This is a genomic window from Flavobacterium sp. ZE23DGlu08 (assembly GCF_030505335.1).
GTDB lineage: Bacteria > Bacteroidota > Bacteroidia > Flavobacteriales > Flavobacteriaceae > Flavobacterium > Flavobacterium algoritolerans.
Window position 1 is genome coordinate 156,734 of sequence record NZ_CP130045.1, and the last position, 21,945, is coordinate 178,678.

A 21,945-nucleotide genomic window follows, 5' to 3' on the forward strand; every position below is an offset into this window, starting at 1 on the left:
TAGCACCATACATTCGTTAAAAAAAGACGGATTATGGCAAACAAAATAACAGACATGAGTAAAATTAGAAAAGCAATTAAGTTCTACTGTAACGGAAAAAGTAAGTTATTCATAAGTAAGTACTTATCTCTTTCTAGAAATACGGTAAAGAAGTATATTTCTTTATTTGAAGTGCTAGGATTAAGTTTTGAAGTAATTAGTGAAAAAACTGATGCTGAGTTAGAACTTTTGTTCTCACACACTACCGTGGAATCAATCAGTCCCAAACTGCAGCTTCTTTATGATTTTTTTCCTAAAATGGAACGCGAACTAAAAAAAGTTGGCGTTACCATACAGCACATGTGGGAGCAATATATTGTCCTAAATCCTAATGGTTACCGAAGCTCGCAATTTGGACATCATTATAAAATATGGAGCAAACGAGTCAATCCAGTGATGCACATGAATCACAAAGCGGGTGATAAAATGTATGTGGATTATGCTGGAAAAACACTCTCCATCATTGATAAAGACACGGGAGAAATTAAAGAAGTACAATTTTTTGTAGCCATATTAGGAGCCAGTCAATACACCTATGCCGAAGCTTCCATGAGCCAACAAAAGGAAGATTTTGTTACATCGGTAGAAAATGCTATGCGTTTTTTTGAAGGTACTCCTGCGGCAATTGTTCCGGATAATTTAAAATCTGCAGTGATAAAAAGCAGTCGTTTTGAACCCACCATTAATGAAACCTTGGCTGATTTAGCCGAACATTACCAAACTACAATCTTGCCTGCCAGGGCTTATAAACCCCGAGACAAATCATTGGTTGAAGGAGCTGTTAAGATCTTGTATCGAAGGATTTATGTAAATCTAAAAGAAACTAAATTCTTTTCTCTGGAAGAATTAAACCAGCAAATATGGGATTTATTGGATGCTCATAACAGTCGAAAACTCACAGGACGTCCGTACTCTCGGATAGAATTATTTTTAGAAGATGAACAACAAAAACTAAGTCCATTACCACAAGAACGTTTTGAAATCAAATACCAATCCTTTGCAACAGTAATGCAAAATGGGCATGTTCAATTAAGTCAGGACAAAAATTACTATAGCGTTCCGTATCAATATGTCAAGAAAAAAGCGAAACTATTGTATACCAAATCAACGGTAGAGATCTATCACAAATACAATCGAATAGCCATCCATCCAAGGAATTACAAACCTTATATCTATACCACAATCCCGGAACATATGGCTAGCACGCATCAATTTGTAGCTCAGTGGAGTGCTGCCCGCTTCATTGATTGGGCCAGTAGTATTGACGAGTCAGTAGCAGAATATATTATGCAAATAATTGAAAGTAGAAACCATCCTGAACAGGCTTATAAAAGTTGTTTGGGAATATTAAACTTCGAGAAAAAGGTAGGGAAAGAGCGATTAATAAATGCCTGTAAGCGGGCACTTGATTTTAAAATTTACAATTTTAAGACCATTCAAAATATTTTAGAAAACAACTTAGATCATATCGAATTTGAACAAGAACCTGAGCAGGAACTTCCAATTCACGCTAACATAAGAGGAAAACAGTATTATAATTAAATTAAAACACAGTAATCATGAATGAATCCACAGTAACAAAAATGAAACAAATGAAGCTTTACGGCATGCACAATGCTTTTAAAACAGCCATTGAAAGCGGAAAAACAGACCATTACACGCTCGATCAGTTTGTATCGATGCTTATTGATGCCGAATGGGATGAAAGGCACAATCGGCGTATTGCCCGCAGTATCACCAACGCCCGATTCCATTACAAATCAAATATTGAAAGTATCAATTTTGACCAAACCCGTAATCTGGATCGAAATACCATACTGCGTCTGGCAGAATGTGAATTTGTCGAAAAAAATGAAAACATTTTAATAACGGGAAGCACTGGTGTAGGCAAAAGTTATTTAGGCACAGCATTAGGTTATCAAGCCTGTATCCAAGGTTTTAAAGTAAGTTATTTTAATACTTCGAAGCTGTTTGCTAAATTAAAAATGGCCAAAGCAGATGGTTCTTACCTGAGAGAATTGGCCAAAATAGAACGGCAAGATGTTATTATATTAGACGATTTTGGACTCCAAGCTTTGGATAGCAGTAACCGAATTACCCTTTTAGAGATCATTGAAGACAGGCATAATAACGGTTCTATCATTGTAACCTCACAAATCCCAGTGCAAGGCTGGTATGACATCATTGGAGAAAAAACCATAGCTGATGCAATTTTGGATAGGCTGATACATCAATCTCATCGACTCGAATTACATGGAGAATCTATGAGAAAAAAAAGAGGGATAAACAAAGGATAATATTTAAGTATATTTGAACACTAATTAACAGATGAAAAAGAGTAGTTTTTAATGAAAAATGGGGTGGTCATTTTGCCCCGGAATTGGGTGGTCATTTTGAATTGGAATCAGGTGCTCACTTTAAATTGGAATTGGGTGGTCAATATCACTGGAATTTGCAGTTGTATTGAGTAACGCCGATTTTGTAATGTCTAAAATCGCTTCCGATGAAAAATATGGCGGCAACACCATGCGCAAAATGGTGGATTACTTTTGCCGTTTGTTAGTCGATAAAGGATTCATTAAACACATACAAGACAACGACAATACTTTTACACATACTGATTACTACAAAGAGATCAAATGGATGGCTACAGGCAGCGATGATTTGTACGTGCCTGATTATATCGATATGTTACGAGTTGCTTTTACATATAAATTCAGCAGAGGAAAGTTTAGTGATTTAGTAGCCTTATTATCGGGTCGTAATTTTGAAACAAGAAGTTACGAAGGTAGTATTGCCGAAGCAAGTTATGCTAAACTATCCGAAGGTTTATCTGCCTTTGTTAATAAGACTAATTACCAGCGCTTTGTAATGATTATTAAATCTACGGGTTTAATCAGCAAGAAATTAATATCCTCTCAAAACAGTTTGAATTTTGCCTATGCATTGTATTTAAAATTGCGTGAAGATGGTATGGGTGAAGCGGAAACACAAGGATATGTTAAGCGTTGGCTGGTCATGAGTATGTTCATTGGTCGTTATTCCGGTTCAGCAGAATCAAAAATAGATGAGGACATTAAACAAATCAATGAAAAAGGAATAGCAGCTTACTTAATCCAAATGGAACAGGCAAATTTGGGTGCCGGTTTTTGGGATTTCGGAATCATAAACGATTTGGAATCTTCCAGTGTCAATAACAATGCATACAACTTATATTTAGCGGCACAAGTAAACAATAATTCGGTAGCTTTTTTATCTAAAAGTATGAAAATTAGTAGCCTGATAGAACAGCGTGGTGATGTACACCATATTTTTCCAAAAAAATACTTGATGAATAATGGTTACCCTCAAAAGGCATACAATCAGGTAGCCAATTTTGTATTCACAGAACAAGCTACCAATATAAAAGTGGGTATGCTAACGCCTAAAGATTATTTGGATAAGGTAAAAGCTCAAATACAAGCAGGTACTAATGGAATAAGTACTTTAGATTCTGAAAGTAGCCTGCAAGAAAACTTGATTAATAATGACATTCCAAGTATTCTAGAGGAAGCAAATCATTTGGTATATGAGGGATTTTTAGAAGAACGCAGAAGATTGATGTCGAATAAATTAAAAGTGTATTACGCGCAGTTATAAAAACAATAGTAGAATATGCATTCAGTTTTATATGACAAAAAGCATATATTTTAAATTATATGATAAAAAGCATATATTATGATTTATATGACAAAAAGCATATATTTACATAAAAAGTAAGAAATATGGAAGCTGTAATTACTGCCGATATAATCAATTCAAGAGAAGTATCTCCTGATATATGGCTCAATTTGTTAAAAGACACTTTGCAAAACATAGGTGCGGAATATAGTACTTGGGAGCTGTATCGTGGTGATAGTATACAGTTAATCACCAGTCCAATAAATGCATTGCGCTTAGGAATATTATTAAAAGCGGTTACCAAACAAGTTCCTAATTTAGATATTAGAATGGCTATAGGGATAGGAGAAATAACATACCGTTCGGAAAAAGTATCTTCTTCAAATGGTCCGGCATTTATCAATTCTGGAGAGGCATTTGATGCGCTGAATAAAAACACCTTAGCTATCAAAACCCCTTGGAAAGAATTTGACGAGATATTGAATATCATGTTAGATTTAGCCACATTAACTATGGATAATTGGAAACCTGCAATGGCTGAAATTTTTAAAAAGCAATTAGAAAACCCCAATTTAAAACAGGTAGAAATTGCAGAATCATTAAATAAAAAACAAAGCAACGTAAGTTATAGCTTGAAAAAGGCCGGCTATGATGAAATTATGAACTGTGTAGAATACTACAAACGAGAAATAGAAAAACTATGTTATTCATAAAATTATTGTTAGCTCATTTTATAGGTGATTTTGTAATGCAATCCAACAAATGGGTAAAGCATAAAGAGAAAAACAAGTTTAAATCCAAATACCTATATATCCACACCTTAATTCATGCGGTTTTATTGCTGGTAGTGTTAGGTTTTAAAAAACAATATTTATTACCCATAGCTTTTATAACCATTACGCATTTCGTAATAGATGGAGTAAAACTTTTAAAACCTATAAAGAATGACAGAATATTATTTTTCTTAGACCAATTAGCACATATAGCAATACTATTTTGGGTAGCTAATGACTGGAGTTTAAACTTAGATATTCAAACATATGTTACAGAAAAAAACCTACTATTTCTATTAGCAATTGTACTCTTAACTTCGGTTACCTCCATCGTATTAAAAGTTATTTTTAGCATTTGGAAAAAAGAAATAGAAGAAATAAGTAAAAAAGACAGTTCGTTAGAAAATGCAGGTAAATATATCGGAATGTTGGAACGATTATTAGTGTTTTCATTTATTTTATTAAATCAATGGGAAGCCATAGGTTTTTTGCTCGCAGCAAAATCAGTCTTTAGATTTGGAGATTTAACCAACGCAAAAGATCGCCAACTCACAGAATACATATTAATTGGAACATTACTAAGTTTTGGTATTGCCATAATAATTGGTTTAACATACCTAAAACTACTATCCTTTTTTGCTTAAAAACTTATGAAATTCACCGAAGCACAATTAGAACAGGCCTTTATCAGCTTACTTCAAGAAGAGGAAATGACTTATCTTGTAGGAAGTGAAGTCCGTAAAATAGAATTCAAAGGAATGGCTGAACCACCATCCACTTACGGACATATAGTAAGTGAAAAAGTACTGCTTACTGATGACTTGAAAAACTATTTGCGATCTAATTATGCATCAGTAAACATTTCTGAAAGTGAAATTGAGTCTATTGTTAGAGATTTAGAACGCTTGCCTTCTTCAGATTTGTATGAAAGTAACAAAGCGATCATGAAAATGGTGTCTGATGGATTTTTGATAAAAAGAGAAGACCGTAAACAAAAAGACTTTTATGTCCAATTAATTGACTATTCAGAAGAAGATAATAATACGTATAAAATTGTCAATCAACTAGCGATCAAAGGATACGAAATGCGTATTCCAGATTTGATTTTATACATCAACGGATTGCCTTTAGTAGTATTTGAATTCAAAACCGCTATTCAGGAAAATACAACCATTCATGATGCCTATGTACAATTAACTACTCGATATAAAAGAGACATTCCGGATTTGTTCAAATACAATGCCTTTTGTGTCATTAGCGACGGAGTGAATACCAAAGCAGGCTCATTCTTTGGGCCCTATGAATTCTTTTATGCCTGGCGAAAAATTGAAGGAATGATAAAAGAAGTAGATGGAATAGATGCGATGTTTACCTTAATCAAAGGAATGTTTAACAAGAATCGTTTACGAGATATTATTCAAAACTTCATCTATTTACCGGATAGCACTAAGAAAAATGAAAAAATTGTATGCCGCTACCCGCAATATTATGCTGCAACAAAACTTTTTGAAAACATAAAAATCCACCAACGTCCAGAAGGTGATGGTAAAGGAGGAACTTATTTTGGAACCACTGGTTGTGGTAAAAGCTATACCATGCTATTCTTGAGCCGCTTATTGATGAAAAGCACTCATTTTGGTAGCCCAACAATTATACTTATTACAGACAGAACAGATCTAGACGACCAATTATCAGGACAATTTACAAATGCCAAAGGTTTTGTAGGTGATGATACTATTGTCAGTGTAGAAAGTCGATCTAATCTCCGTGAACTAGTTCAGGGAAGAAACAGTGGCGGCGTATTCTTAACTACCATTCATAAGTTTACTGAAGACACTAAACTTTTAACCACTAGGAATAATGTGATTTGTATTTCAGATGAAGCACATCGGAGCCAAACGAATTTAGATCAAAAAGTAAAAGTGACTGAAAAAGGCGTGGTTAAAACTTTTGGTTTTGCTAAATACCTTCACGATTCATTACCAAATGCAACTTACGTAGGCTTTACAGGAACCCCAATTGATGCTACGATTGATGTTTTTGGAGATATTGTTGATGCCTACACAATGAAAGAATCAGTTATAGATGAAATTACGGTGCGAATCGTTTATGAAGGACGTGCTGCTAAAGTTTTATTGAACAACAGCAAATTGCATGAAATTGAAAACTATTACAATTTATGTGCAGAAGAAGGCAGTAATGAACATCAAATAGAAGAGAGTAAAAAAGCGATGGCGCAAATGAACGCTATAATTGGTGATCCAAAGCGATTAAAAGATTTAGCTCAGGACTTTGTGACTCATTATGAAAATAGAATAACAGAAGGGGCTACCGTAAAAGGGAAAGCCATGTTTGTTTGTAGCAGCAGGCCCATTGCCTATGAATTTTATAAAAATGTTCTGGAACTAAGACCAGAATGGGGTGAAATAAAAGTTTGTGATGATGGAGTTTTCCTGACTGATAAAGAGAAAAAGGAAATCAAACCGATGGAGCGCATGAAAATGGTCATGACTCGGGGAAAAGATGATCCAGAGGACATGTATTATTTATTAGGCACAAAAGACGATCGAAAAGAAATGGACCGTCAATTCAAAAACGAAAAATCTAATTTCAAAATAGCTATAGTCGTTGATATGTGGCTAACAGGTTTCGATGTTCCATTTCTCGATACCATGTATATTGATAAACCTATCCAGCGCCACAATCTAATTCAAACCATTTCGAGAGTGAATCGAAAATTCGAAGGAAAAAACAAAGGTTTGATTGTGGATTATATTGGTATAAAAAAGCAAATGAATTTAGCTTTAGCCCATTATAACAAAAAGGATTCTGACATTTTTGAAGATATCGAGCAATCTATTTTAGTAGTAAAAGACCAATTGGATTTACTACATAAACTGTTTCATAAATTTGATAATAGTAAGTATTTCAATGGGACACCTCTGGAACAACTGAACACTTTAAATAAAGGCGCTGAATTTGCCCAAATAACACAAGATATAGAAAAACGTTTTATGTACATCGTAAAGCGTTTAAAAGCGGCCTATGATATTTGTTCTGGTAGTGATGCTTTCACGAATCACGTTAGAGATGAAATTCATTTCTTCTTGGCGGTCAGATCAATCGTATTTAAACTAACTAAAGGTGTAGCACCTGATACAGCCCAAATGAACAATAAGGTTCGAAATATGATTCAGGAAGCAATTGAGAGTGAAGGGATAGAAGAAATCTTTAAGTTAGGAGAGACAGGTGAGAAAGAGGTTGACATATTCTCAGAAGATTATTTGGCAAAACTGGATAAGATTAAACTTCCTAATACCAAAATTAAATTACTGCAAAAATTGCTAGCAAAAGCCATTGAAGACGTACAAAAAATCAATAAAATTATGGGAATTGATTTTTCAAAACGCCTGCAATTTATTGTAGACAAATACAATGAAAGGAAAGAAAGCGATGTATTAAACAGTATTGTATTAGAAGATTTTACCGATGAAATTATTGATTTATATTTTGCCTTAAAAAAAGAGAAAGACTCCTTCAAAGATTTAGGAATAGATATAGAAGAAAAAGCCTTTTACGATATTTTAAAAGCATTGGCAATTAAGTATGATTTTGATTATCCCGAAGACAAACTTATTATTCTTGCACAAAAAGTCAAAGAAGTAGTTGATGACAAAGCTAAATATACCGACTGGAGTAAACGAGAAGACATTAAAGCCGAATTGAAAGTTGGATTGATTATCCTATTAGCTGACAATGGGTATCCACCAGTTGATAGAGACGAAGTTTACAAAGAAATCTTTGAGCAAGCGGAGAACTTTAAGAAGTACAGAGCGTAAAATTAGAATTAGAATTAGAATTAGTATCTATAAATATTTACTAGGCTCTATGAAACGGTTTAGATTTATAAAGGTTAAAAAATAGTGCTTAAATAACATAATAAACAAATGCTAAACAAACCCATTTATACCTTACAAGAAGTCGCCGATTGGGCAGAAACAAATCAGGTTTCATTACCTACAGTACAGCGAGGTTTTGTGTGGAGACCCAATCAAATTGAAAATTTGTGGGATTCACTCCTACGTGGCTATCCTGTAGGTGCTTTTGTATTGGCAAATAATGGAGCATTAGGCTGCGAAATTTTAGACGGCCAACAAAGAGCTACTGCCATTTGTTTGGGTTTTTCTAAAGATACCTTTAGAGATTCACAAGACCATATCAAAGTATTCATCGATTTAGAAAAACCGGGAGCTGAAGACAATAGAAAATTTATTTTTAGAGTAATCACACGCTCACATCCTTGGGGGTATCGTAAAAGCGAAAACAACAAAACCTTAACTTCTGATAATATCCGCAAAGCAATGGATTTGTACGATACAACCGACCCTTTGATTACAGACTTATCACACTTTTTCCCATTTGATGCAGATTTTCCGTTGCCGTTCCATTTCTTTATCAACGAAGTTTTAAATTATGGAGATTTAGATCAATTATATACAAAATTGAAAACCTGGGAACATTGGAATAAAATTCTTAACAATTGGAAAAGCAAAACTGCAAACGCAGATATAAAGGAAGAAGATATTGAAGCAGTTATTAAACAAAAAATAGAAGTTATTTTTAAGGCTGTTTTCGAAATGTTGGATGATGAAACAGGACAAAGAATTCCTGCCTTATACATGGAATTAAATAAATTCAACAAAGACGAAGAAAACCAAAAAGAAGAAACAGCAGACGAAATAGAAAATTTGTTTGTCCGTCTTAATTCAGGAGGAACGCAACTTTCAGGAGAGGAATTGAACTACTCCATTTTAAAAGCGCACCTTAGCCGGGAAACACAAGATATTATTGAAAATGCCTGTAAAGTTTTGTTCAGACCGTCACGTTTCATAACAGTGGCATACAGACTTTTTCAGCAAACGCAAAAAAGCGATCAGCAATCAGATGCGCTATCCATGCGCATCAAACCAAAACAATTTCAACGTAGCATTGCCAAACAAGAACAAGTTCAAGATTTTGAAAAATTCTTAATAGAAATTTCAACTGATAAACTATATAATAAAAAAACATTATTAGAATATACCAAAGAAGTACTCGCGTATGATGACAAAAATAATAGCTTCGGTTTACCTTTCGTAATATATTCCAAAATCGCCAATGGTGCGCCAGAAGTGATGTTTCTATTAATGTTCCGCATACTTATTAAAAAGGACACATTTTCAAACATAACAGTTCCGGAAATAGAACTACATAAAAAAGCATTGGGTATAATCACCCTTTTTTATTGGTTCGGTAAAGGAGAAAATTATAAAGACCATTCCAAATTATTAAACAACATTTGGGCAGCGGCATCCAGATTAAATTCGCAACGGTTTTGGTCATCAGAAACGATTGAAAGAGCTCATATCAACAAAGCCTTACTTCCTTTTCCATTGTATTTCAGTAATTCTAATAATTTAGGTATAGATACAATTGTTAAATACAAAATCACTGACACAACAAATATTATGGACAAATTTGCATCAGAGGTCGGACAAGAATACCGCCCTTTTTTACAAAAAATAATTAAAGACAGCGATTTGATTTTATTTGCACAACGAAACTTTTTAGAAAATTACTTTAAACAAGTGCAATACCGTTTAGAGGACACGAGTGTGCCTTTTGATTGGGATCATATCTCACCAAATAATTGGATAAAAAACAGAAATAATATACCAAAAATTTTAAAAGATTGGTACCAATCCAACGGCAATTTTAGAGCTTGGCCGTATGCATTAAACAGAATGGATAGTGACAACAGTCCTGGTCACAAATTAAAACCTTTAATTGCAAAAAATTATAACAATCCAGAACATTTCAATGCTAAAAAAGAAAAATGGGAAACTTTCATTAATTCAAATATGCATCTGATTTCAAATACCGATGAAGTAAATACGAAATTACTACAATGGTCTTTTTGCGATCCCAAATGGGGAAATTGTAATATAAGTGATATTAAAAAAGAATGGAAACCAGTTACCGAACTTATTGTAAAACGAAATTGTTCAATTATAGAAGAGTGGTACACAGAATTATTAATTGAAAATCTCAAAGGACAATCACAGTTTTCTTTTCATGACATTCTTTTAAAAAGCAAATGGAATTTAATACCAATAAATAATGATGAAATTGATGAAACATTCAATTCAGATTCTTTAGTAACTTGGATAAGTAATCCATTCCAGATTAGAAATGCTAAACTGAGATTTTATTTTTATTATTTTAATCAGGATTTTGCCTGTTTTCAGGAAAATGGATTGCGTTTTGGTATTTATGAAAAACAAGGTGATGACTTTATTATACATATGAAAGATTCTAAAACGGAATATATGGATGCTGTAAATTTTACGTGGATAGAAAAAGCATTTACCTTGATATCAAGCAATAAAGAGGCTATAAATTCTTTAATTAATGAAGTTTTGTTATGGTTAAATCAATTGAATTATAGTGATATTGAAAAAGAACTGTTGTGCAATAATTTGAATGAAATGATTCAAAAAAAATACAGAATATATAGTTAAATAGAGAAATACATTACTTGTAGTGTCCCAGCTCCCCAGCTCCACAAAATCTCCTGACTTCGATATTCCTTTATAACAATTGCTTAAATCTAAAGCTTAATTTTCAAATCGTTAATATCTCTTTTTAACTCCAAAAACATATCTTTTACACTTGCAGTTTCAGAGATTTCCGGCTTTCTGTCATTTCTCCCGATATTACACTCGTATTCCCAAATTTCAAGTATAGCGGAAACCTTGACTTCATAAGGAGGATAAAAACTGTTGTCTGACGCTACAACGAGTGCATTCATTTTGTTTTTATTCAATCGCTTGTACACCATACCTTCATTCTTAGTGATCAGTATGTAGGTCTTGCCATCCTTGACATCTCCCAACTTTTCAATGTACTTCCCTACGATGATACTGCCATCCTCATGCGGTGGCATAGAATCTCCTTCCACCGGAAACCCCCTGTGCTTTCCGGGTCCCAAAAACGGCAATGAAATTTGCTGAAGACTTTCAATATATTCAGGATCGGCATACCCATTCAAATAACCTGCTTTTACTTTTTGTGTAACAACTTCTATAAAGTTATCTCCTTTATTATCTACCGTAATTGGTAACACCAATCTGTTATTTTCCAATTGCAACAAATCATCTACCGGTATTTTTCGAACATCCACAGATAACAACAAGTCTATACTGATATGGTAATAATACGCAATTTTCTTCAGAATTTCATACGGGGCTTCCGAGGTTCCATCTTCATATTTGACGTACCTGCCCCTAGTTATCCCTAAGGATTCCGCCAGCTTTTCTTGCGAAATTTTATGTTGCACCCTAAGGTTCCTGATGTTGTCGGAAAATAAAGACATAAGTATTTTGTTATAATTTGTAACAACAAATATAATAAAATTTGTTACTACCTGTACTAATTTTGTAAAGTATAAATACGAGAGGAAAATGGAAAGAGCAATTGTACACATGGATTTAGATACTTTTTTTGTGTCCTGTGAAAGACTGGGGAATTCAAAACTGGAAGGAATCCCTTTGATTATTGGTGGTGGAGACCGTGGTGTCGTGGCTTCTTGTTCTTATGAAGCCCGCACCTTCGGAGTACGTTCCGCCATGCCTATTAAAATGGCACTCCGCCTCTGCCCTCAAGCTAAAGTGATGAAGGGCAATATGGAATTGTATTCCAAATTATCGCATGATGTAACCGAAGTGATCCAAGAAAAAGCACCAATTGTAGAAAAAGCCAGCATCGATGAATTTTACCTCGATATTACCGGTATGGATAAATTCTATGGGGGGTACAAATGGACCAACGAGCTGGCAAATTGCGTTACTAAAGAAACTGGACTACCAATAAGTTTTGCTTTATCGGTCAATAAAACCGTTTCTAAAATTGGTACTGGTGAAGCAAAACCCAAAGGAAACTTAGAAATCCCAGAGAATCAAGTGCGCTCGTTCTTAAATCCACTTTCTATTCAAAAAATACCCATGGTGGGCGATGTGACGTTTCAGCTGTTATCCCGAATTGGAATCCGTACAATCCAGACACTTTCAGAAATGCCTGCCGAAGTTTTGCAACGAATGATCGGCAAGAATGGTATTGACATTTGGAAGAAAGCCAATGGTATCGATAACAACCCTGTAGAACCTTATACGGAACGAAAATCCATTTCGACGGAACATACTTTTACTCAAGATACCATTGACATTCCAAAATTAAAATCAATACTGATTGGAATGGTAGAGAAATTAGCCTTCCAGTTGCGGTCCGAAGAATGGCTGACGTCCACAGTGGTGATCAAAATTAGATATTCCAATTTTGATACGGAAACTAAGCAATGCAAAATTGCCTATACCTCAGCCGATCACATGCTAACCAAAACAGTTACTGATTTATTTGATAAAGTGTACCAACGTCGCATGCGATTAAGACTAATTGGAATTCGTTTTAGTGGGTTGGTTCGTGGCACCTATCAAATTAACTTGTTTGAAGATACCGAAGAAATGTTGTCGTTGTACCAAGCCATGGACAAAATGAAAAGCCGCTATGGATTTGATGCGGTAATGCGGTGCGCCGGAGCCACCTTTAAACCCAATAACAAATCGGAAATTTTAAAACGTAAAACATAATCCATGTACCTCAACTGTCATTCTTTTCATTCCTTGCGCTATGGTACCATTCCGCTGTTGGATCTTATCCAGCAAGCTGTTGTTTGTGGGGTAAAAACAATGGCATTAACGGACATCAACACGGTTACTGGTATCTATGATTTTACAAAGGCCTGTAACGAAGTTGGGATTAAACCAATCGTCGGAATAGAATTTCGCTGCAACCATCAATTGCGGTACATCGGTCTGGCTAAAAATGCTAATGGGCTCGCCGAAATGAACCGCTTTCTGACCCACCATAATTTTGAAGGTACTTCCTTGCCTTTGACTGCTCCTTCATTTAATAACGTCTGTATTATTTATCCTTTCGAAAATAAGCCAACAGAATTAAAAGACCATGAATTTATAGGGATTGCTCCCGATCAACTTCCCAAATTGTTTCTTCAAGAATGGAATTCTTGGCTTAGCAAAATGGTGATTTTACAATCTGTTACCTTTCGAACTAAAAGAGAATTCAACCTGCATAAAATTCTTCGAGCTATTGATACCAATGTGATTTTGTCCAAATTGACTGTGGACGATTATTGCAAGACCTTAGAAGTAATGATTCCTTTGGAAGAACTGCTTTCGAAATTTGAAGAGTATCCACAGATTATCGAAAACACACAAAAGCTGATGGATCAGTGTCATTTTGAATTTGACTTCAAAACGCCCAAAAACAAAAAATACTATTCCGGAAGTAAGGAAAGCGACATGGAACTTCTAACGAAGTTAGCACACGAAGGATTAATCAAAAAGTACGGTGCCGATAATCCGCAAGCGTTAGCAAGAGTCGAAAAGGAATTAAAGGTGATTGATCAATTGGAATTCAGTGGCTATTTCCTGATTACGTGGGATATCATTCAATACAGCATGAGTCAGGGATTTTTACATATCGGTCGAGGTAGCGGTGCCAACAGTATCGTGAGTTATTGTCTAGGAATAACGGACATCTGCCCTATTGAATTGGATTTGTATTTTGAACGGTTCCTCAATGTGAACCGCAAGAGTCCTCCCGATTTTGACATTGACTGGTCCTGGAAAGAACGCGATACCATTCTCCGATATATTTTTGATACTTATGGTGCCGATCATGTGGCTTTTTGTGGAACTAATGTGGAATTTAAGTACCGCTCCATATTTCGGGAAGTGGGTAAGGTTTTCGGTTTGCCAAAGGAAGAATTAGATGCATTGGCTAAAAACCCAATGGCGTTACATGATAAAAACCAAATCGTAAAGCTAGTGCAGGAATACGGCATGTTACTCGAAAAATACCCCAACCAACGCAGCATGCATTCTTGTGGTATCTTGATTTCAGAAGAACCTATTACCAATTACACACCATTAGAAATGCCGCCAAAAGGGTTTCCAATAGTGTTGTTCGATATGCACATTGCAGAGGATATTGGTTTTGAAAAGTTTGATATCCTAAGCCAGCGAGGGATTGGTCATATCGATGACAGTGTGAAGTTGATTGAGAAAAATCAGGGGATTAAAGTCGATATCCGAGATACCGCTATATCAAAAAATGAGGCGAAGGCGAATCATTTTCTAAGCCACGGAAAAACCATTGGATGCTTTTATATCGAAAGCCCCGCCATGCGTGGCTTGTTGCGCCGACTGAAATGTGATAATTATAAGACTCTCGTAGCTGCCTCATCCATAATCCGTCCGGGTGTCGCCCAATCGGGTATGATGAAAGAATACATTTTCAGGCACAACCATCCTGATCGTTTTGAATATTTTCATGACGTTTTTAAGGAACAACTCGGAGAAACATATGGGGTGATGGTCTATCAGGAAGACGTAATCAAGATTGCTTTGCATTATGCAGGACTTCCCGCAGCCGATGGTGATATTCTGCGACGTGCCATGAGTGGGAAAGGACGCTCCAAAGCAGCATTGCAAAAAGTAAAAGACAATTACTTTGCCTGCTGTGCCCAAAAAGGACATCCGGTAAAGTTGAGCGAAGAAATATACAGACAAATCGAATCTTTCGCTGGCTACTCTTTTTGTAAGGCGCACTCCGCTTCTTACGCTGTCGAGAGTTATCAAAGCCTTTACCTAAAGGTCTACTACCCTATTGAATTCATGGTAGCCGTGATCAATAATCAAGGTGGTTTTTACCGTACCGAAGTATATGTTCATGAAGCCAAAATGTCGGGTGCAACCATTCAGAATCCTTGTGTCAATAAGAGCGATTATGAAACTACGGTATACGGTATCGACGTCTATCTCGGTTTCATGCATTTGGAAGGGTTGGAAAGTAGACTAGCGCATTTTATAGTTAAAGAACGTCAGGAACGGGGCGAATTCATCTCGTTGGAAGATTTTATCAACCGCATTCCAATAGGTATTGAAGGGATACAGATTTTGATTTTTATCGGAGCATTCCGCTTTACAGCGAAAACAAAAAATCAATTGCTGGTGATTGCCAGACTTATTCTGGTCAACTTCAAACCCGAAAACAGAAACCTAATGCTGATACAAGAACCAATCAAGGAATATACGTTACCAGTATTGGAACGCTCTCCTTTTGAAGATGCTTTTGATGAAATCGAACTACTGAGTTTTCCGGTTTCCTGTACTCCTTTCGATTTATTGCAGACAAAATATCGAGGGGACGTAATGGCGAAAGATTTATTAAAGCACCATAAAAAAACGGTGAAGATGCTCGCCTATCTCATTTCCAGAAAGCACGTGCCCACCAAAATGGGTGCCATGTATTTTGGAACTTGGGTCGACATCGAAGGCGAATATTTTGACACGGCGCATTTTACTAAAAGTTTGGAGAAATATCCGTTCCAAGGCGGTGGCTGTTATTTGCTATTAGGAACTGTAGAAGTGGACTACCACTTTCCTACTATTACCATTTCCAAAATGGCTAAAATGCCATTCATCCCCGATCCAAGATATTCCAACACTTCTGACCGGCAGTATAAAGTACACGAACAGATTCGGGAAGATGTCAGCATGACACATCGAGCACCGTATCCTCAGGAGCATGAAATTAATTTACCAAGAAATAAGATGATCAATGACTAACAAAATGGTATTAGAATGTTTTCAGGCCTTAAATCAAAAGTGTTAGAAAACAACGAAGAAGCATAGTGGCAGCGCTCCACGAGTTGAGCCTGCAAGGCGAACGGCTTGGGGCGCGGAACGACGCTTCAAGGTAGTTTTCAAGCTTTTGATTTGCCAGCCTTGACTTTTTGCTTCTTTTGTGTCAAGACAAAAGAAGATAAATTATATAAATCACATGAAAAATCAGGAATACGCAATAGTAGATATAGAAACCACAGGCGGTAATGCTAGTGGCAGCTGCATTACAGAAATTGCCATAATTATCCATAACGGAACTAGAATAATCGACCGTTGGGAAACGCTCGTCAACCCAGAAAAGGAAATACCGCTTGCCATTTTTTCGCTAACCGGAATTAACAATGAAATGGTACGGGACGCACCCATTTTTGATGCCATTTCTGAAAAAGTTTTAGAAATGCTTACCGGACGTATTTTCGTTGCCCATAATGTGAACTTTGATTATTCGTTTGTTCGGCACCAACTCGAAGCAAGCGGATTCAAATGGACTGCACCAAAATTGTGTACCGTTCGCGCCGCTAGAAAGATTAAGTCCGGACTAGCTTCATACAGCTTAGGCAGACTTTGCCAATCCTTAGATATTCCTTTGACAAACCAACACCGGGCAGGCGGTGATGCAGATGCCACAGCCATCCTATTTTCTCGTTTGCTGGAATGGGACGTTGAAGGAGTAATTGAAAAAATGATGAAAAAAACTTCTCAAGACCAACGCTTGCCTCCCAACCTACCGCCTGCTGATTTTGAGCAGTTACCGGAAAAAGCAGGGGTATATTATTTTTACGATCAGACAAGAAAAGTCATTTACGTAGGAAAGGCAATCAACTTAAAAAAACGGGTCGCTTCACATTTCAGTGGTCATAATATCACGCCACAAAGGCAAAACTTTCTGAGAGACATACATGGTATTTCCTTTGAAGTCTGTGCTACCGAATTAATGGCGCTATTGCTGGAATGTACTGAAATTAAGAAACTGTGGCCCACCTACAACAGGGCATTAAAACGCTTTGACCCTAAATATGGACTGTATGAGTATGAAGCCCGCAGCGGTTACCGATATTTGGCCATTGGAAAGCTGGGCAAATTTCAGACGTGCATTGAATCTTTCAATAGTTTATACAAAGGCATCAATGTATTGCGCAGCTTATCCGAACAATTTGGTATTGATAATCGATTCTGCAATTACGGCATGGACGACCATGGAGAATTTATCCCTAAACCGGACCGGAACGATTTACCTGACATGGAACAACACAACGAACAAGTCGAAAACGCTATTGATTTTTTAGTAAAAAACAGACCCAGCTTTGCCATTATAGACAAAGGAAGATCTCCCGAAGAACGCAGTTGCATTTGGGTAGAAAACGGTCACTTTTATGGCATGGGATATATTGCTTCGGATGTTGGAATTACAGATCCCTCTGAGATAAAAGATCATGTCACTACTCATAAAAGCAATCAATACAGTGTGGATTTAATCCTTGCGTATGCAGAGAAATATCCCGGTAAAGTACTTTTTAAACAGAACCAGAAGGAATGATAGTTTATCGCAACTGCATCTAAATATTTACGAGAAGTGGTGGTAGCGGAAAAAAATTTATTGACATTCCGGAAACGAAACTTGCACTGTTTTTTACTCAACATATTGTATCTTTAATTGTAATTTTTAAAGAAGTATATTTTATGGAAACCATCGAATTAACTAGAAAAGAATTATACGATATAGTATGGTCAACAACACTTACAAAGTTGACACAGCAATATGCATATACGAATGACGGAATAAAGAAATTGTGCAAACAATTTGAAATCCCAATGCCTGATGCTAGTTACTGGTCCAAACTCAAATTCAATAAAAAGTTCAAAAAAGAAAAACTGAATCCAGTCTTTGGTGGAGTTGATAAAATCGTTTTAACGATAAGGAAAGAAGGTAATCCAATTAATGTGGACCAAACACCGTTAACCGTAAGAACCAAAGAAATTGAGAATGATCCTAATGCACCTTTAATTGTTGCTGATAAAATCATAAAACCAGATATTCTGACCATACAAACCAAACAATATTGGCAAGGCAAAATTTCTTTCACTTCATATCGCGAGGACAATCGAATTACATACCCAATTAGAGTTGAAAAAAACAATAGAGAAAGAGCGTTGAGGTTTATGGATACTCTTACCAAATTGCTTCGGTATAGAGGACATACTTTATCAAAACAGTACGGTTATGATTGTGTACTTATAGATAATATTTATATCGAAATTGATTTAAGGGAAGCATCAAAACGAATCCCGCCAACAACCAAATATGGTTCCTCAGAATACATTCCAACTGGCGAATTTATTTTTAAAGTAGGTAAATATTCAGGAGAAAGAGAATGGCGTGATGGAAAGGTTAAATTAGAAGGTATGTTAGCCAGAATAGTGGCCAAACTAGAAATCATAGCACAAAGAGAAAAAGAGTGGGAAGAGCGTTCTCGAATAGCGAATTTAAAACGAGAAGAAGAGGAAAAACATAAAGCAGAAATTAAAAAACGCAGGGACAAAGAAGTGGAAAAATTTAATAGATTAGTTAAACTTTCAGAACAATATGAAAAAACCCTTATAATTAGACAATATATTGAAGCTGCAAAACAAAAGGCAATCAATACCAATAATCTAACTCCTGAAAAACTAGAATGGATTAATTGGGCCACTAACAAAGCTGATTGGATTGATCCCTTGATAAATAAACCTGATGATATTTTAGATTCTTAAATTTCGTATTACAAATAAACGTGTTGTATTCCAATATTTTAATATTTATAAGTAAACAAATACTTTAACTTAAATCAATTGGAATATGAACCGGGAAAAAATTACAATTCTGTTTGTAATAAATACAAACAAAACCAATCAAAAGCGATTATGTCCACTCAGTTGCAGAATAACACTCAACAGAGTACGAAAACAATTTGCTACTGGACTTTTTGTAAATCCAAGTTACTGGGAAAGTAAACTACAAAAAGTAACTGTTCAAGATTCAAATCACAAATATATAAATACTCAATTAGAGCGAATTCAAGTCAAGATTTATAATATTGCTTTGGTATTTCAACTGCAGGGAATAGAATTAAAAATAGAAAATATCTTTAATGAATACAAAGGAATACCACTCAAAAAAGAAGAATATATATTATCCTGTTACCGGAAATATGTTTCAAGAATCCACAAACTGGTAGGCATAGAAATAAAACAAAACACTTATGAAAAATTCGTTTATGTTGGAAACCATTTAGAAACTTTTATAAAGTGGAAGTTTAAAAAATCAGATTTCCCTTTAAAGGAATTAAACTTGCGGTTTCTGGATGATTTTGACTATTATCTGAAGACAGAAAAAAACATAAAGCAAATCACTATTAATAAAATCATCCAAAGGCTTAGAACCCCCATAAAACAAGCTATTTCAGAAGGTTATTTAGACAGAGACCCATTTATATTATATAAATCAAAAAAGGTACTTAAAGAAGTCATATTCCTCACTACAGAAGAACTTAAAATTATTGAAGAATCCACTTTCCAATTAAAAAGATTAAGCATAGTCCAAGACTTATTCATTTTCTGTTGTTACACAGGATTAGCCTATAATGAAATGGCGAATCTCAAAATAAAAAATATTCAAGTAGGTTTCGACAATATGAACTGGATTCAGATGAAGCGAGAAAAAACCCAACGTCAAATCTCCATACCAGTGCTTCCAAAAGCACAAGAAATCATCGATAAATATTCATTGGCTAGTAATAACATATTCCCTGCCGTAAGCAATCAAAAATTCAATGCCTACCTAAAAGAAATTGCCATAATTACAGAAATAGATAAAAGAATTACACACCACACGGCCAGAAAAACATTTGCCTCCACTGTTTTACTATATAATGATGTCCCAATGGAAATCGTGTCAGAATTATTAGGTCATTCCAACATGACAATCACTCAAGAAAGCTATGGAAAAGTGGTCCAAAAGAAAGTAAGCGAGGAAATGCAAAAATTAAAATTAAGAATAGATAACGTTTAAAAATATTTTCGCTGCTAAACAAAGGATAAAAACACTGTTACGAAATAATCTTTTTTTGGAGTAAAATAGTAAAATGATTGGTGTCCATATATTACTAAAATTCACCATCTAATTCTTAATGTGAGGTTTCATCGCCTCTCAGCATGTAATAAACTAACAGTCTGATGTTTCATACTCACTTCTTATCTAATAACACAGTTGATTTTGAGAACTACTTAAGTACTTATAATTCCGCTTTTAAGTTATTTTCACCCTTTACGGTTTCCCGTAAGGATTTAATTTGACAACCTATTAATTTTACGTCTTTATGTAACATTATATTCTGTAAACAAAGTATTAATTTACTGTTGATTATTTTAGAAATAACAAAAGATAAAAAATGGACACCAATAAGTACATTTGATTATTGTGGAAGTAATGTTAATCTGCTTCCTTAATATTTATATCAGAATAGGCATAAAATAAAAAGTATATCGATTTTTTTATCCGTCACATTTTGTCGGACTAAAATAATACTTTAGCATAATTAAAAAATAAACCTATGGCAAAAGTAATATTTTACAAACGCTATCTATACATCGTTGATCGATTAAAATCGGTTCCTAGCAATTTTCAGGATTTACATAAACTGGTGATGACTAAACTTGAAAATGAGGATTTGAGTGCTAATTTTGAATTTTCAGCTCGTACTTTCGATAGAGATAAAAAAGACATACTGGATTTGTTCGGTATTCTTATCCAGTACAATCGAAAAGATAAGGTGTATTATATAGATGAAGACGTTGAAGATCCTTCAGTATCAAGAATGATGGAGGCATTTTCCATTCATCAGGCACTTAAAGAAGGAAATAAAATCGCGCCAAGTATTTATTTGGAAAACAGAAAATCTTCAGGAACTCACCTTATAAATGGCATTTTACATGCTATTCAAAACAATTTACAAATCACATTTACCCATACCAAATTTTGGGAAATGGAAATCAGCAAAAGAACGGTAAAACCGATAGCGATAAAAGAATCCCAACACCGCTGGTACCTGATAGCGGAGGACAATAGAGATGACAGAGTGAAAAATTTCGGATTTGACCGAATTTCGGATTTAAAAATTTTGGATGACAAATTTAAACCCATCGTTTTCAACGTGGAAAAAGATTACCAGCACGCCTTCGGGATTGAAACGTATGAGCCGGCGCAAAAAGTGATTTTAGAATTTTCTTGGCAACAGGGCAATTACATCAAATCGTTTCCGCTACATGCTTCACAAAAAATCATTTCTGATACAGATGATGCCTTGAAAATTGAATTGTACATCCACCCTACCACTGATATTGTCATGGAGTTGATGAAATATGGTTCAGAAGTTAAAATTTTAGAACCCAAATCGCTTCAAAAGAAAATTAAAGACCGAATAGTAGAAATGACACAACTATATCAATAATAATGGAATCTCAACTCCGACTTACAATAACTTTCACACATATAATATTTGTAAAACAAATTTTATTAACCTGTGCCAAGAACATAGTATTCCACTGAATCACTACATGCCGTGAGCCTACGCCAAGACTTATGCTGAGGAGATTATAAAAAAAAGATCAGTTTAAAAAATATTTATAAAAAA

General features: G+C 35.2%; 14 protein-coding genes. 13 read left to right on the forward strand and 1 reads right to left on the reverse strand.

Annotation, left to right across the window (positions count from 1 at the left end; translation table 11 throughout):
* Window positions 1-33: 33 nt before the first annotated feature.
* The 7 genes from istA (at window position 34) to Q1W72_RS00770 (ending at window position 11,032) form a co-directional block, all read left to right on the forward strand.
* Window positions 34-1,581 carry an IS21 family transposase gene (gene istA, locus Q1W72_RS00740; RefSeq protein WP_158730039.1) on the forward strand — a complete coding sequence of 516 codons (1,548 nt, stop codon included), beginning with the start codon at window positions 34-36 and terminating at the stop codon, window positions 1,579-1,581.
* 17 nt (window positions 1,582-1,598) lie between these two features.
* Window positions 1,599-2,336, forward strand: a complete 738-nt coding sequence (gene istB / locus Q1W72_RS00745) for an IS21-like element helper ATPase IstB (RefSeq protein ID WP_113667236.1) — start codon at window positions 1,599-1,601, stop codon at window positions 2,334-2,336.
* Window positions 2,337-2,523: 187 nt separating this feature from the next.
* Entirely contained in the window at window positions 2,524-3,678 is a 1,155-nt protein-coding gene (locus tag Q1W72_RS00750) for a hypothetical protein (RefSeq protein ID WP_302136762.1), read from the forward strand.
* Between the two features lie 125 nt (window positions 3,679-3,803).
* Window positions 3,804-4,412: a SatD family protein gene (locus tag Q1W72_RS00755; protein ID WP_302136764.1), complete on the forward strand. Its 609-nt coding sequence runs from the start codon at window positions 3,804-3,806 to the stop codon at window positions 4,410-4,412.
* Window positions 4,400-5,116 carry a DUF3307 domain-containing protein gene (locus tag Q1W72_RS00760; protein ID WP_302136765.1) on the forward strand — a complete coding sequence of 239 codons (717 nt, stop codon included), beginning with the start codon at window positions 4,400-4,402 and terminating at the stop codon, window positions 5,114-5,116. Before Q1W72_RS00755 ends, Q1W72_RS00760 begins: the two co-directional genes overlap by 13 nt.
* Window positions 5,117-5,122: 6 nt before the next feature.
* The gene (locus Q1W72_RS00765) at window positions 5,123-8,311 is read left to right on the forward strand and encodes a type I restriction endonuclease subunit R (RefSeq protein WP_302136767.1); all 3,189 of its coding nucleotides are present in this window, start codon (window positions 5,123-5,125) and stop codon (window positions 8,309-8,311) included.
* A gap of 108 nt (window positions 8,312-8,419) precedes the next feature.
* A complete protein-coding gene (locus tag Q1W72_RS00770; RefSeq protein ID WP_302136769.1) occupies window positions 8,420-11,032 on the forward strand; it encodes a DUF262 domain-containing protein in 2,613 nt (870 codons plus the stop codon).
* A gap of 89 nt (window positions 11,033-11,121) precedes the next feature.
* Here the strand turns inward: Q1W72_RS00770 and Q1W72_RS00775 are convergent, their stop codons facing one another.
* Window positions 11,122-11,886 carry a LexA family transcriptional regulator gene (locus Q1W72_RS00775; protein ID WP_302136771.1) on the reverse strand — a complete coding sequence of 255 codons (765 nt, stop codon included), beginning with the start codon at window positions 11,884-11,886 and terminating at the stop codon, window positions 11,122-11,124.
* An 88-nt stretch (window positions 11,887-11,974) separates the two neighbouring features.
* On the opposite strand from Q1W72_RS00775, the gene dinB reads away from it, so the two are divergent.
* The 6 genes from dinB to Q1W72_RS00805 all read left to right on the forward strand — a co-directional run bounded on the left by dinB (window position 11,975) and on the right by Q1W72_RS00805 (window position 21,762).
* The gene (dinB, locus tag Q1W72_RS00780; protein ID WP_302136773.1) at window positions 11,975-13,156 is read left to right on the forward strand and encodes a DNA polymerase IV; all 1,182 of its coding nucleotides are present in this window, start codon (window positions 11,975-11,977) and stop codon (window positions 13,154-13,156) included.
* 3 nt (window positions 13,157-13,159) lie between these two features.
* Window positions 13,160-16,219, forward strand: coding sequence for a DNA polymerase III subunit alpha (locus Q1W72_RS00785; RefSeq protein ID WP_302136775.1), 3,060 nt, complete (start codon window positions 13,160-13,162; stop codon window positions 16,217-16,219).
* A 214-nt stretch (window positions 16,220-16,433) separates the two neighbouring features.
* On the forward strand, window positions 16,434-17,813 hold the full coding sequence (locus tag Q1W72_RS00790; RefSeq protein ID WP_302136777.1) for an exonuclease domain-containing protein: 1,380 nt from the start codon (window positions 16,434-16,436) through the stop codon (window positions 17,811-17,813).
* A gap of 143 nt (window positions 17,814-17,956) precedes the next feature.
* The gene (locus tag Q1W72_RS00795; RefSeq protein WP_302136780.1) at window positions 17,957-19,027 is read left to right on the forward strand and encodes a hypothetical protein; all 1,071 of its coding nucleotides are present in this window, start codon (window positions 17,957-17,959) and stop codon (window positions 19,025-19,027) included.
* A gap of 85 nt (window positions 19,028-19,112) precedes the next feature.
* A complete protein-coding gene (locus Q1W72_RS00800; protein ID WP_302136781.1) occupies window positions 19,113-20,324 on the forward strand; it encodes a site-specific integrase in 1,212 nt (403 codons plus the stop codon).
* Window positions 20,325-20,865: 541 nt separating this feature from the next.
* On the forward strand, window positions 20,866-21,762 hold the full coding sequence (locus Q1W72_RS00805; RefSeq protein WP_302136782.1) for a YafY family protein: 897 nt from the start codon (window positions 20,866-20,868) through the stop codon (window positions 21,760-21,762).
* Window positions 21,763-21,945: the final 183 nt, after the last annotated feature.